Origin of the sequence: Microvirga tunisiensis (assembly GCF_009296175.1) — a bacterium.
Taxonomy (GTDB): Bacteria; Pseudomonadota; Alphaproteobacteria; order Rhizobiales; family Beijerinckiaceae; genus Microvirga; species Microvirga tunisiensis.
In genome coordinates this window covers 1-12,483 of record NZ_VOSK01000197.1, presented here as the reverse complement: position 1 = coordinate 12,483, position 12,483 = coordinate 1, and the positions used below count along the sequence as shown (strand labels likewise).

General features: G+C 62.9%; 15 protein-coding genes, 2 pseudogenes and 2 riboswitches. Of the genes and pseudogenes, 12 read left to right on the top strand and 5 right to left on the bottom strand.

The features are described 5' to 3' along the window. Window positions 1–112: 112 nt before the first annotated feature. The 5 genes from FS320_RS29290 (at window position 113) to FS320_RS29265 (ending at window position 3,221) form a co-directional block, all read left to right on the top strand. On the top strand, window positions 113–748 hold the full coding sequence (locus FS320_RS29290) for an IS630 family transposase (RefSeq protein WP_338105532.1): 636 nt from the start codon (window positions 113–115) through the stop codon (window positions 746–748). Window positions 749–1,162: 414 nt separating this feature from the next. Next, a complete protein-coding gene (queE, locus tag FS320_RS29280; protein WP_152715785.1) occupies window positions 1,163–1,795 on the top strand; it encodes a 7-carboxy-7-deazaguanine synthase in 633 nt (210 codons plus the stop codon). Further along, complete coding sequence (locus FS320_RS29275; protein WP_152715784.1) at window positions 1,795–2,172, top strand: 6-pyruvoyl trahydropterin synthase family protein; 378 nt, start codon at window positions 1,795–1,797, stop codon at window positions 2,170–2,172. Before queE ends, FS320_RS29275 begins: the two co-directional genes overlap by 1 nt. Next, the gene (gene queC, locus FS320_RS29270; RefSeq protein ID WP_152715783.1) at window positions 2,159–2,887 is read left to right on the top strand and encodes a 7-cyano-7-deazaguanine synthase QueC; all 729 of its coding nucleotides are present in this window, start codon (window positions 2,159–2,161) and stop codon (window positions 2,885–2,887) included. The genes FS320_RS29275 and queC overlap by 14 nt, the downstream gene beginning before the upstream one ends. 88 nt (window positions 2,888–2,975) lie before the next feature. After that, window positions 2,976–3,221, top strand: coding sequence for a hypothetical protein (locus tag FS320_RS29265; protein ID WP_152715782.1), 246 nt, complete (start codon window positions 2,976–2,978; stop codon window positions 3,219–3,221). 4 nt (window positions 3,222–3,225) lie between these two features. Here the strand turns inward: FS320_RS29265 and thiD are convergent, their stop codons facing one another. From thiD to thiM, 3 genes are all read right to left on the bottom strand, one after another. Further along, on the bottom strand, window positions 3,226–4,026 hold the full coding sequence (gene thiD / locus FS320_RS29260) for a bifunctional hydroxymethylpyrimidine kinase/phosphomethylpyrimidine kinase (protein WP_152715781.1): 801 nt from the start codon (window positions 4,024–4,026) through the stop codon (window positions 3,226–3,228). A gap of 19 nt (window positions 4,027–4,045) precedes the next feature. Continuing rightward, entirely contained in the window at window positions 4,046–4,171 is a 126-nt protein-coding gene (locus FS320_RS49890; protein WP_274597231.1) for a hypothetical protein, read from the bottom strand. After that, on the bottom strand, window positions 4,168–4,956 hold the full coding sequence (thiM, locus tag FS320_RS29255) for a hydroxyethylthiazole kinase (RefSeq protein ID WP_202882909.1): 789 nt from the start codon (window positions 4,954–4,956) through the stop codon (window positions 4,168–4,170). The genes FS320_RS49890 and thiM overlap by 4 nt, the downstream gene beginning before the upstream one ends. Further along, window positions 4,947–5,050: riboswitch (TPP riboswitch) on the bottom strand. (Overlaps the previous gene by 10 nt.) 83 nt (window positions 5,051–5,133) lie before the next feature. Further along, a riboswitch (TPP riboswitch) is annotated at window positions 5,134–5,241 on the top strand. 56 nt (window positions 5,242–5,297) lie between these two features. Between thiM and thiC the strand changes: the two genes are divergently transcribed. Genes thiC through FS320_RS29225 form a run of 6 tightly spaced genes read left to right on the top strand, consistent with a single transcriptional unit; the run spans window position 5,298 to window position 10,699 of the window. Then, window positions 5,298–7,148: a phosphomethylpyrimidine synthase ThiC gene (gene thiC, locus FS320_RS29250; RefSeq protein WP_162003312.1), complete on the top strand. Its 1,851-nt coding sequence runs from the start codon at window positions 5,298–5,300 to the stop codon at window positions 7,146–7,148. Window positions 7,149–7,152: 4 nt separating this feature from the next. Beyond that, window positions 7,153–8,112, top strand: a complete 960-nt coding sequence (thiO, locus tag FS320_RS29245) for a glycine oxidase ThiO (protein WP_152715780.1) — start codon at window positions 7,153–7,155, stop codon at window positions 8,110–8,112. Window positions 8,113–8,122: 10 nt separating this feature from the next. Further along, the gene (thiS, locus tag FS320_RS29240) at window positions 8,123–8,320 is read left to right on the top strand and encodes a sulfur carrier protein ThiS (RefSeq protein WP_152715779.1); all 198 of its coding nucleotides are present in this window, start codon (window positions 8,123–8,125) and stop codon (window positions 8,318–8,320) included. A 2-nt stretch (window positions 8,321–8,322) separates the two neighbouring features. Beyond that, complete coding sequence (locus FS320_RS29235) at window positions 8,323–9,093, top strand: thiazole synthase (RefSeq protein WP_152715778.1); 771 nt, start codon at window positions 8,323–8,325, stop codon at window positions 9,091–9,093. Continuing rightward, a complete protein-coding gene (locus tag FS320_RS29230; RefSeq protein WP_152715777.1) occupies window positions 9,090–9,701 on the top strand; it encodes a thiamine phosphate synthase in 612 nt (203 codons plus the stop codon). Before FS320_RS29235 ends, FS320_RS29230 begins: the two co-directional genes overlap by 4 nt. Further along, complete coding sequence (locus FS320_RS29225) at window positions 9,698–10,699, top strand: HesA/MoeB/ThiF family protein (RefSeq protein WP_152715776.1); 1,002 nt, start codon at window positions 9,698–9,700, stop codon at window positions 10,697–10,699. Before FS320_RS29230 ends, FS320_RS29225 begins: the two co-directional genes overlap by 4 nt. Before the next feature lie 218 nt (window positions 10,700–10,917). Here FS320_RS29225 and FS320_RS29220 read toward each other — a convergent pair. Both FS320_RS29220 and FS320_RS29215 read right to left on the bottom strand, forming a co-directional pair. Further along, window positions 10,918–11,157 (bottom strand): annotated as a pseudogene (locus FS320_RS29220) (alanine dehydrogenase); the annotation flags it as partial. 35 nt (window positions 11,158–11,192) lie between these two features. Beyond that, window positions 11,193–11,459, bottom strand: a pseudogene (locus FS320_RS29215) (transposase); the annotation flags it as partial. Window positions 11,460–11,609: 150 nt separating this feature from the next. Here FS320_RS29215 and FS320_RS29210 point away from each other — a divergent pair. Continuing rightward, a partial coding sequence (locus FS320_RS29210; protein ID WP_244627466.1) for an IS256 family transposase occupies window positions 11,610–12,483 on the top strand: 874 nt, incomplete at its 3' end.

Genomic DNA, 12,483 nt, shown 5'->3' with positions numbered 1-12,483 from the left:
GGGCTTAGGCCCAACCGGATATAAGGTGATGCGGACGAACGGTTCGCATGAGCGCCATCGGGCTCAACCTCGGAGATCACGGCAGCACCTGCGACCAGCACTTGACTGACGTATCGGCCCATATAAGGGGGCGATCGAAACGCTCTACACCAAGCCACCTGCGGGCAGTTGTGTGATCTGCCTCGACGAAATGGGACCCGTGAGCGCGAAGAGTTATGCCGGACGGGCGCTGGTGCAGACCCGCACCCGACCGGCCGAGCGCGCCAAGCAGGAGATCGATTACGGTCGCCGCGCCAAGGGCTATGTCTTCGGCGCGTTTTGTCCGGCCACCGGCGAAGCGTTCACGCATCCGTATCCCGGACGCGGCGGCGCCCATTGGGTTGACTTCCTGGAGCACGTTGAGACCTGGATCCCGAGCACGACCGAGCGGATCTACGCGATCATGGACAACCTGAGTTCGCACCGCACGACAGACGTGCTGCTGTTCCTGCTCGCCCATCCGCGCTGGGAGATGGTGTTCCAGCCCAAGTACGCGGCCTATCTCAACCTGATCGAGCCGTGGTGGAAGATCCTGCGCTCGCTGGCATTGGCGGGCCGGCGGTTTGAGAGTTGGGACGAGATCAGCGATGCAATCCACCGCTCCACGATCTACTGGAACGCGCACCGCCATCCCTTCGTCTGGGGCCAGCGGCGCCGCCATCGGCCGCGCCGCTCACCCGGCATCGCTCTGCTGCCGAGGGCCGCATGACTTACCGGATGCACCACTTAGAAGTCATGACGGCTCTGAGGAGGCATCTGATGGAATGCATTCTCATTGACATCGGTATGTCTGTTGTCGTTTATGCCGCGCAGAAGCGGATGGTGCGAGCGCTTGGGAGAGCCACGGGTTCACTGTTCCATCCGCTCCACGTTCATCGGCACGTCAGCCGATCCGGTCGCAGCCTACCCGGTCAAAACAAGGAGCCCTGGTGAAGACCCTCGTCATCTGTTGTGGCGGATTGGACTCCGTCATGCTCGCGCACAAGATTGCAGCTGAGCGAACCTTCACGCGCCGCAGCGTGCCACACGACATCATCGACATCTCCGCCTTCGGATGTCTCCCGACCGGATCAGCGCTGACCAGCAGCCACGTGTCAGGCGCAAGTTCGCCAGCGAGACCTAAATGAGTTACGCCGTCAAAGAGATCTTCCTGACGCTTCAGGGCGAAGGTGCTCAAGCCGGTCGAACCGCCGTCTTCTGCCGTTTTGCCGGCTGCAACCTCTGGTCAGGACGGGAGAGTGACCGGGCCGCGGCGGCTTGCCGGTTCTGCGACACGGACTTCGTGGGCACCGATGGGACCTTCGGCGGGCGCTATGTCACGGCTGGCGACCTGTGCCACCGGATCGAGGAGCTCTGGGGACCCAGGACTGTTCACCGGCTAGTCGTATTGACGGGCGGGGAGCCACTGCTCCAGGTCGACGCCGCTCTCATCGATGAGCTCCACCGCCGTTCCTTCACAATCGCGGTCGAGACGAACGGCACGGTGAAGCCGCCGCCGGGTCTCGATTGGATCTGCGTCAGCCCAAAGGGCAGCACCGAACTCAAGGTCCGCGCTGGTCACGAACTGAAGCTTGTCTTTCCGCAGGAGGATGCCCCGCCCGAGCGGTTTGCCACCTTGTCCTTCGAGCGGTTCTCGCTTCAGCCGATGGATGGACCAGATCAGATCGCGAACACGGCCCGGGCTGTCGAGTATTGCCTGTCTCATCCGCAATGGCGGCTGAGCCTCCAAACACACAAGTATCTGGGAATCCGCTGATGTGGGAACTCACCAAGTCGTTTACCTTCGAAGCGGCCCATACGCTCACTGGCACCACCCTCGGGCCAGCAAGCGAGGAGATCCATGGGCACTCCTTCCGGGCCGAGGTCGCCGTGCGCGGCATGCCCGATCCGGAAACGGGCATGCTGATTGATCTTGGTCTGCTGGAGGGCATGCTCGCAGAGATGCGCCGGACGCTTGACCACAAGTTCCTCAACCGCATCGAGGGGCTGGAGCGGCCGACCTTGGAGAACATCACCCGTTTCATTTTCGATCGGATCGAGCATATCGGGCCGATCGCAAGGGTGACGATCTACCGCGACAGCTGCGGCGAGACCTGTACCTACTACGCGCCAGCTGATCATGAACGCCGCTGACTCGTCTGCCCTCGTGGTCTTCTCGGGCGGGCAGGACTCGACCACCTGTCTGGCCTGGGCGCTTTCACACTACGAACGGGTCGAGACCATCGGGTTCTGGTATGGCCAGCGGCACGCCGTCGAAATGGAGTGTCGGGAGCCGATCCGGCAGGGCGTGGCTCGCCTGTCGCCGCTCTGGGCCAGCCGCCTCGGACCGGACCGGGTGATCCCGCTCGATGTGCTGGGCGAGGTCAGCGTGAGTGCACTGACCGCAGACCTGCTGGTGGCCAGCAGCCGCACGGACGGGCTGCCGGCGACCTTTGTGCCCGGGCGCAATCTGGTGTTCCTCACCTTCGCGGCGATCGCCGCCTTCCAGCGCGGCCTCAAGCGCGTGGTGACGGGCGTCTGCGAAACGGACTTCAGCGGCTATCCCGACTGTCGCGACGACACGATCAAGGCGCTCCAGACCGCGCTCAATCTCGGCCTGAACTCGCGGCTGGTGCTCGAGACGCCACTGATGTGGATCGACAAGGCGGAAACCTGGACACTCGCGGAAGCGCTCGGTGGGGACGGGCTCGTTGAGCTGATCGTGCATGAGACGCATACCTGCTACAACGGCGATCGTCGCACCTGGCAGGAATGGGGCTTTGGCTGTGGTCAGTGTGATGCCTGCCGGTTGCGGTCAGCAGGATGGCAGCGTTACAGCCAAGCGCGGAGCTGGCGAGTCTGGGACTGAACCGTGAGTGGGATTATGGGGGACATGTTAGGCTGTGTGACTCGTCGTGACGGTTCCGTTCGAGACCGCCGGAGGCATCAACAGTGTCATGGACCTGAAAGGCAAAATGGAGCACCGCGAACGGCGGCACGATCTCGCCTGCCGCAAAAAGGTGAATCTGAAATCGGCCGCTGCTCATCGCATTGATGCGCTCGGCGATCCGGTGTGCGGAGACGCGGAGGCCGGTGTGGTTCTTTGGTCACGCGGTCACCATGTGCCGGCGGAAGGCTTGCGGGGAAACGACAGCGAGCATCGCGAAAACGGAATCTCCAGCGCCAAGTGCCGCATGACATGATTGCTCAGGACCAATGGTCATAGAAATGGTGCACCGGTCCGGGCCCACGCCCGATCTGAAGTTGATCGGAATCAGCGATGGCGGCACTGATGTAACTCTTAGCCGCTGCAACCGCGTCGCCGAGCAGGAGACCTTTGGCGAGCCCAGCTGCAATGGCCGAGGACAGGGTGCAGCCGGTGCCGTGGGTGTTGAGTGTCTCGATGCGACGAGCTGCAAAGCGCTGCATGCCGTGCCGATCCATGAAAATGTCGGTGCTCTCCAATCCTGTGCCGTGACCGCCTTTCAGTAGAACGGCCTCGGGACCCAAAGCGAGAATGCGCTCGGCCTGGCGGCACATTGCTTGCTCGTCCTGGGCCAGCGGCTCGTCGAGGAGGACCGCGGCCTCCGGAAGATTAGGCGTGACGAGCAGCGCCATGGGAAGCAGTACGCGGCAAAGGGTGTCGACGGCCTTTGGCACGAGCAGTCGGTCGCCGCTTGCCGCCACCATCACGGGATCGAGGACAATTCGCGTCGGGCTGTAGCGCGCAAGACTTTCCGCCACAGTGTCGATGACAGCGGGTTGTGACAGCATACCGATTTTCACCGCATTGACGGTGAGATCGGAGAAGACGCTGTCGATCTGCTGCGCGACGAAGGCGGGCGGAACATCGTGAATGCCCTGAACGCCGACTGTGTTCTGCGCCGTGAGCACGGTGATCACGCTGGCACCATAGACGCCCAGCGCCGAGAAGGACTTGAGGTCTGCCTGGATACCGGCACCGCCGCCTGAATCCGAGCCCGCGATAGTGACGGCGATGGCGGTCATGCCGGAATGCCCCACGAGTTCAGGACCTGATCGACCATTTGCCGCAAGCGCCGGTGACGGCTTGGCGGATGAGCGCAACAGGATCCCGGCTGCCCGTCCGTTCCGGATCAATGATACCGTAGAGCCTGAGATCGCCTGCGGTCATGAGACTCTCCCATGGGTGATGAGGGTTGGCGTATCGAGGTTGAAGAGGGCGTCGAGGAAAGCCGGCTGGAATGTTTCCGGCCCCTTTGCGTCCCGCGCGGCGATCGCGCCCGCGACGCGAGTGACAAGCAGAGCCGCGGCCGCCGCGTCGAGTGCGCTGCTATGCAAGGCCGTGAAGGCTGCCACAAGGGCGGTTCCGGCACATCCCATGGCGGTCACGCGGGTCATCAGCGAGTGACCGTTCTCGACGCGAACGATGCGGACGCCATCCGTGATCAAGTCGACCGTGCCGGTCAGAGCCACGATCATGCCATAAGCTTTCGCGAAGGCCTGCACGGTTTCGGGCGTCGCATCCCCGTCGGCGAGAGCCGCGAACTCGCCCGCATCGCAGCGAAGGACACGCGGCCTGCCCGCAAGACAGGCGCGGGCAAACTTCAGACGGGGTGGGGAGGCGTCGACGAAGATGGGATCGAGTACCCAGGGCTTGGCATGAGCGTGCGCGGTCGCGATAGCTTGTGGGATCGCTGCGCGGCGGTCGGCATCGAGCGTGCCCAGATTGACGAGAAGCGCAGCGGAGCGGCTGGTAAAAGCCGGGACTTCCACCGATGCAACGATCAGGGGTGGAATGCCGCCAGCGGCGAACAGAAGATTGGCCGTAAGGGTTTGTGCCGCGGCGTTCGTGATCGCATGCACGCGCGTGCGCTCACCGCGAAGGCGGTTGAGCAGATGCCCGGCCAATTCTGGAAGTCTGAAAGCATCCAGTGCGGACGCTGGTGCACTCATCATCTCGCAATCCCTCCGCCGGCATAGTCCGGATCAGGTTCGATGGGTTGGTCTCGGCGAGACCTCTCAGCCCGAATGGGCACCCCAAGGAGATGCTGCCGTGATAATCCCTCGGCCCTCCTTTGGCAAGATCCAATCTTGTCAGCTCTTGACAGCCGAGATTGGGTCGACGAGGATCGCATCCGTTCCGAGGGGAGCCCTGTGAGGGGCTGAGAGTCGGCTGATCCGCCGTGACCCTTGAACCTGATCCGGGTCGTACCGGCGGAGGGACTGGAACTATCGAGCGCGACACAAATCCCTCAGCTCGCTTTGCCCGGGTCTCCCTTTGTAAGAGGAGAGATCCAGTGACCGTTCACGTTGACAAGCCCAAGGGTGCGCCCCAATCTGTCACCGCCGGCCCGATTCAGGGATCGCGCAAGATCTATGCCTCGCCCGCAGATCGCCCGGATATCCGGGTTCCATACCGCGAGATCGTTCTGACGGACCCCGACGAATCCCCTGTACGGGTGTACGATCCCTCTGGTCCCTATACCGAGGCGGATGCGGTCATTGACCTTGCCAAAGGTCTTCCGCTCGTGCGCGAACCCTGGATCACGGCGCGGAATTATGTAGCGGTCGAGCCGCGCCCCGTGAAACCTGAGGACAATGGGAATGTTTCGGCCGACGCGCTTGTGGCGCCATGCCCGACCAAGCGCATGGTGCGCCGTGCCGCCTCCGGTCAGTTGGTGACCCAATACGAGTTCGCCCGGGCCGGGGTCATCACGGAGGAGATGATCTATGTCGCGCACCGCGAGAACCTCTGTCGCGAGGCGATGCTGGCCGAGGCGGAGGCGAAGATCGTCGATGGCGAAAGTTTCGGGGCTGCGATTCCGCCCTTCATCACGCCGGAGTTCGTGCGCCAGGAAGTCGCCCGAGGACGTGCGATTATTCCAGCTAACATCAACCATCCGGAACTGGAGCCGATGGCAATCGGGCGCAACTTCCTGGTCAAGATCAATGCCAATATCGGCAACTCCGCCGTGGTCTCAACGGCCGCCGACGAGGTGGAAAAGCTCGCCTGGGCGATCCGCTGGGGCGCCGACACGGTGATGGATCTCTCCACCGGCCGCAACATCCACAACATCCGCTCTTGGATCCTGCGCAACTCGCCGGTGCCTATTGGCACGGTGCCGATCTATCAGGCCCTGGAGAAGGTGGGCGGAGATCCGGTAAAGCTCAATTGGCAGGTGTTCAGGGACACATTGATCGAACAGGCTGAGCAGGGCGTCGATTACTTCACCATTCATGCGGGCGTGCGGCTGCATTATGTGCCGCTCACCGCCAATCGCGTGACCGGGATTGTCTCCCGTGGCGGTTCGATCATGGCGCGCTGGTGCCTCGCTCATCACAGAGAGAGCTTTCTCTACGAGCGCTTCGATGAGATCTGCGACATCATGCGGGACTATGACGTCTCCTTCTCGCTGGGCGATGGACTACGCCCCGGATCGCTCGCCGATGCGAACGATGCGGCACAGTTCGCGGAGCTCGAGACCCTGGGAGAACTCACGAAGGTTGCCTGGGGCAAGGGCTGCCAAGTCATGATCGAGGGACCCGGCCATGTTCCACTGCACAAGATCAAGGTGAACATGGACAAGCAGCTCCGCGAGTGCGGAGAAGCACCGTTCTATACCCTTGGCCCACTCACCACAGACATTGCCCCGGGATACGACCACATCACCTCGGGCATCGGTGCTGCCATGATCGGCTGGTTCGGCACGGCGATGCTCTGCTACGTGACGCCGAAGGAGCATCTCGGCCTGCCGAACCGGGACGATGTGAAGACGGGAGTCATCACCTACAAGATTGCGGCCCACGCGGCGGACCTCGCGAAGGGGCACCCGGCCGCACAGGTGCGGGACGACGCCTTGTCCCGGGCCCGCTTCGACTTCCGCTGGGAGGACCAGTTCAATCTTTCGCTCGATCCGGATACGGCGCGCGCCTACCATGACGAGACCCTGCCGAAGGACGCGCACAAGGTGGCGCACTTCTGCTCCATGTGCGGCCCAAAATTCTGCTCAATGAAGATCACGCAGGACCTGCGGGCTGAGGTCGCGGCGATGAGCCCGGAGGATCACGAGAGGTTGGTTGGAATGCACGCCATGAGCCAGGAGTTCCTGGCTGGTGGCAGCAGGCTCTATGTCCCAACCTCGGAGTAGCAGCATGCACATCCGTGTCATTGGCGCCGGTGTTGCTGGCCTGACAACAGCGCTGGAATTAGCCGAGCGGGGCGCCATGGTTGAGGTGATTGACCGTGGCCCGCACCTCGGTGCGACCGCTTGCTCCTGGTACGCCGGCGGAATGCTCGCGCCCTGGTGTGAACGCGAGAGCGCAGATCCTGCCGTAACGGAACTGGGCTATCGTGCCATCGACTGGTGGCTGCGGCGATTTCCAGGGACCACGCGCAAAGGTACGTTGGTGGTCGCACAGCCACGCGACGTGGGTGACCTCACTCACTTTGCGCGCAGAACGGATCATTTCGACTGGGTCGACAGTGATCGAATTGCTGACCTCGAGCCGGACCTTCAAGGACGGTTCCACAAAGGCCTATTCTTCGTGGACGAAGCGCACCTTGACCCCCGCAGCGCGCTGACAGCACTCGCTGCGCGGCTCCTTGAGCTTGGTGTTTCCATGCGATTTGGTGCCGAGGCCCCCACCGGGGATAGCGATGTGGATCGCATCATCGACTGCCGCGGCTTTGCCGCACAGGGGGATCTTCCGGATCTGCGCGGCGTCAAGGGTGAGATGCTGCTTGTCAGAACCCGGGAGATTTTTCTTCAACGTCCCGTCCGCCTGCTTCATCCGCGCATCCCGCTGTACATCGTGCCGCGCGAGAACGGGCTCTTCATGATCGGAGCGACCATGATCGAGAGTTCAGATCGAGGCCGCGTCACGGCACGCTCAACCGTCGAACTCCTCAACGGAGCGTATTCAGTCCACCCCGCTTTCGGCGAGGCTGAGATTATCGAGTTTGGAGCCGATGTCAGGCCGACCTTTCCTGACAACCTGCCCGCAATCAGGGAAAGCGGCCGCACGATCTACTTCAACGGCCTGTATCGCCACGGACTTTTGCTCGCCCCTGCCTTTGCGATCCGGGTCGCCGATGCCGTATTCCGCAACTGAGAGACAAGACATGAGGATTATCCTGAATGGTGAGGAGCGTGAGATTGAGGAGCGGATCCTGTCGTGCGCGTTGTGTGAGCTCGACTTTGGCGATGCCGTCGTCGCCACTGCCGTCAATGAACGCTTTGTGCCGGCATCCCGGCGATCGGCCATCGCGCTGAACGACGGTGATCGCCTCGAGGTTCTCGCGCCGATGCAGGGAGGCTGAGCATGCTGTTTTATGATGGCGAGCTTGCGTCACCCTTGATGCTGGGGACCGCACAGTACCCGTCCCCGGCTATCCTGGCCGCGGCGGTCCAAGCCTCGGGGGCGGAGGTGGTGACAGTCTCACTCCGGCGCGAGGCGAGTGGCAATCGGGCCGGACAGGCCTTTTGGTCGATCATCCGCGATCTCGGCACCCGCGTTCTGCCCAATACGGCGGGATGCCGCACGGTCAAGGAGGCGGTCACGACGGCCCATATGGCCCGGGAGGTCTTCGGGACGCCGTGGATCAAACTCGAGGTGATCGGCGAGGAGGACACGCTCCAGCCGGACGTCTTCGGTTTGGTGGAAGCGGCGCGCGTTCTGACCGAAGAGGGCTTCCAGGTCTTTCCGTATACGACGGAGGACCTCGTTGTGGCCGAGCGCCTGCTGGCTGTGGGATGTCGCGTTCTGATGCCTTGGGGGGCCCCGATCGGCTCAGGGAAGGGTCTCAATAATGTCTTCGGATTGAAGATGCTCCGGGCCCACTTTCCCGATGTGCCGCTCGTGGTCGACGCTGGGCTTGGACTGCCCTCGCACGCGGCGGCCGCGATGGAGCTTGGGTTCGACGCGGTTCTTCTGAACACCGCGGTCGCCAAGGCCGGTGATCCGGTCGGGATGGCTAAGGCTTTCGCCCTGGCGGTTGAAGCGGGACGACACGCCCGACACTCCATTCCAATGGAGCCTCGGGAGATGGCGAGCCCGTCAACTCCGGTTATCGGGAGGGCGCTGCTGGCATGACCCTCGTGCTCGATCCCTTCTATCTCATTGTCGATAACGCGGCTTCGGTGCGACGCCTGGTGCCACTCGGCGTGAAACTCGTTCAACTTCGCATCAAGGGCGAGTCCGATGCTGCAATCGCCCGTCAGATTCGCGAGGCGAAGATCTGCTGCGAGCAGCATGGCGCGCAGCTCGTGGTCAACGATCATTGGAGGCTTGCCATTGCGGAAGGCTGCACCTTCGTTCACCTCGGACAGGACGATCTCGCCGGCGCGGATCTGGCCGCCATCCGACAGGCTGGCCTACGGCTGGGGGTAAGTACGCATGATCACAGCGAACTCCATCAGGCGCTCTCAGCTGCGCCGGACTACGTTGCTCTGGGACCCATCTTTCCGACAGTCCTGAAGCAGATGCCTTGGGCACCCCAAGGCTTGCGCCGCATCACGGAATGGAAGCAGCTCATTGGCGGGATTCCACTCGTGGCGATCGGTGGTCTGACCGTCGACCGCGTTCCAGGTGTTTTGGATGCTGGTGCTGACAGTGCGGCGGTGGTGACGGACATTCTTCGGCACCCGGACCCGGAGCAACAAACTCGCCGTTGGATCGCGTTAACGAGGATGATGGGATGACCACACGTTACGCACGACAGATCGTGCTCCCGGAGGTGGGGGAGGCTGGCCAAGCCAAGCTTGCTTCATCATCGGTGCTGGTGGTCGGGGCCGGCGGTCTCGGGTGTCCCGTCCTGCAATATCTCGCGGCGGCCGGTGTCGGGCGCATCACGATTGTCGACCATGATCGCGTTGACGAGAGCAACCTGCACCGGCAGCCTCTCTATCGCACCACCGACTTGGGCCAGTTGAAGGTCGAGGCGGCTCAGAAGGCTCTCGAAGCCCTCAATCCGTCCGTGGTCGTTGACGCACGGCCCATCGCACTTGACCCCGCCGCAGCAAAGGATCTCGTGAGGGGCGCGGATGTGATCGTGGATGCCGCCGATAACATCGCAGTCACGTACATTCTGAATGATGCCTGCAAGGCAGCGGGCAGACCTTTGGTCAGTGCGTCCTGTGTCGGCTTGAAGGGCTATGTTGGTGCCTTCTGTGCTGGCGCTCCGAGCTACCGCTCCGTGTTTCCGGATATGCCTCAGAACCTTGGGAACTGCGCCACGCTGGGTGTCCTGGGCTCGGTTGTTGGCGTGCTCGGTGGCTTGCAGGCACAGATGGTGTTGGCCCTGATCCTGGGCTTGGATCCATCACCGCTTGGGCAATTGGTTTCGGTTGATCTGCAAAGACTGGAGTTTGGCGGGTTCTCTTTCCTGGATGCGCCGGACGCGACTGGTTTCGCGCCGCCGTTTATCGCGCCATCGGATGTCACCGCCGACGACATGGTCTTCGAGCTCCGAAGCCTTGATGAGGTGTCGGTCTCTCCGTTTCCGCAGGCCCGCCGCGCGACTGTCGACACGATCGTGGAACGGAGCCGGAATGTCTCAGAATCGAGTCGGATCGTGCTCTGCTGCCGTAGCGGTTTCCGGGCGTGGCGCGCAGCGAGCCTGCTGAGGGATCAGGGCCATCGAGAGCTGGCGCTCATCGCAATGGGCGATCTCAATGAGGTGTGTTCGCAGAGCGTTTGAGTTGTTTGCTGGCTGAAGTCTTTCAATTCGGAATGCACCGACACGCCTGGCCTGCAAGGCAACGATTTGATCGAGCAATAACACCTCGCATGGCATCTCAACGAACGCTGAAAGTCCACAGATTGCGTTGCGCGAACTTGTGGAGTGCTCGCAAAGAGGGCCACTCCGAAGGAGTGGCCCAAGTTAGGGAGGAAACGTCCCAGTCGGGACCTCTGGGATCAGGCCGCAGCCTGTTCGATCGGGGAAAATGGCAGGCCGAGGCTCTCGGCCACGGCCTTATTCGCGAGCCGGCCACGATAGACATTGAGGCCGGCACGCAGATGCGGATTTTCGAGCACGGAGGCAAAGCCCGTGTTGGCGAGCGCCAAACCAAAGGGCAGCGTGGCGTTATTCACGGCTTGGCTTGAAGTCAGCGGGACAGCTCCCGGTATGTTGGCGACGCAGTAATGAGTCGGCCCTGAATAATGCGTCGGCACGGGGTTGGCGCTGGATTTCAGGCGGCTTGAGAAGTATCCGGTTGCGCAAATGAATCCATCAGAGCTGCCATGATCCAGGCAACAAAAAGCCTGAGCCAGTTCAGGATCAGCCGCAGGTTGTGCCCGGCGGCCACGAGCAGCGCGTTGATCGCATCGCCGGCGGCTCCGAGCAGGTGATTGCGTCCCAGCCGCCCGTCCGCCTTCATGTGCCCGATCATCGGCTCGATGGCTGAGCGGCGTCTCAGCTCGCGCCTGATCGTTGGCGTGAGCCCTCGCCGCTGTCGCAGGTAGCGTCCCGGGACGTGGTGTAGGCGCGGCCCGCAAGGGCGGCGTGCGAAGCTCCCCATAGCGCAGCATGCCGCCCGGGAGGTGGTCATCGCCAGTCTTCGGTTAGAGTGCGGGTTGCGACACCTGACCCTGACCCGGAGACGACGATGACCGACGAGAGAATGGCCCTGATCGAGCTGATCGAAAAGGGGGCTGATGCCGATCTCATCCGCGACATGCTCGCCTTTGCGGCCGAGCGCCTGATGAACCTGGAGGTGGAGGCGCTGACCGGAGCCCCAGCCGGGGTGCGCAGCCCGGATCGCCTCACTCACCGCAATGGCTACCGCGAGCGCGCCTGGGACACCCGCGCCGGCCGGATTGACCTTGCCATCCCCAAGCTGCGCAAGGGCTCCTACTTTCCCGTCTTTCTTGAGCCGCGCCGCTCCGCCGAGAAGGCGCTCACGGCGGTGATCCAGGAGGCCTATGTCCACGGCATCTCGACCCGCTCCGTCGACGATCTGGTCAAAGCCATGGGCATGACGGGGATCTCGAAGAGCCAGGTCTCGCGCCTGTGCGAGGAGATCGACGAGCGCGTCAACGCCTTTCTCTCCCGGCCGATCGAGGGCGAGTGGCCGTATCTGTGGATCGATGCCACCTACCTGAAGACCCGAGAGGCCGGTCGGATCGTCTCCACCGCCGTGATACTGGCCGTGGGCGTCAACAGCGATGGCCGGCGCGAGGTGCTGGGGATTGCCACCGGCGCCTCGGAGGCCGAACCGTTCTGGACCGCCTTCCTGCGCTCTCTCGCCGACCGGGGCTTGCGCGGGGTGAAGCTGGTGATCGCCGACGATCACAAGGGGCTGCGGGCGGCGGCTGCCCGGGTCTTCCATGCCTCGCACCAGCGCTGCTGGCTGCATACGATCCGAACGCAATCGAGCAACTGGGTCAGCAGTGCTCTCACGTCCCGGCGGAGGGCTGCGCAAGGGAATGACATGACGGATCTCCAAGCTGCCGTCGTGAACGATGATGCGGTCGATGACC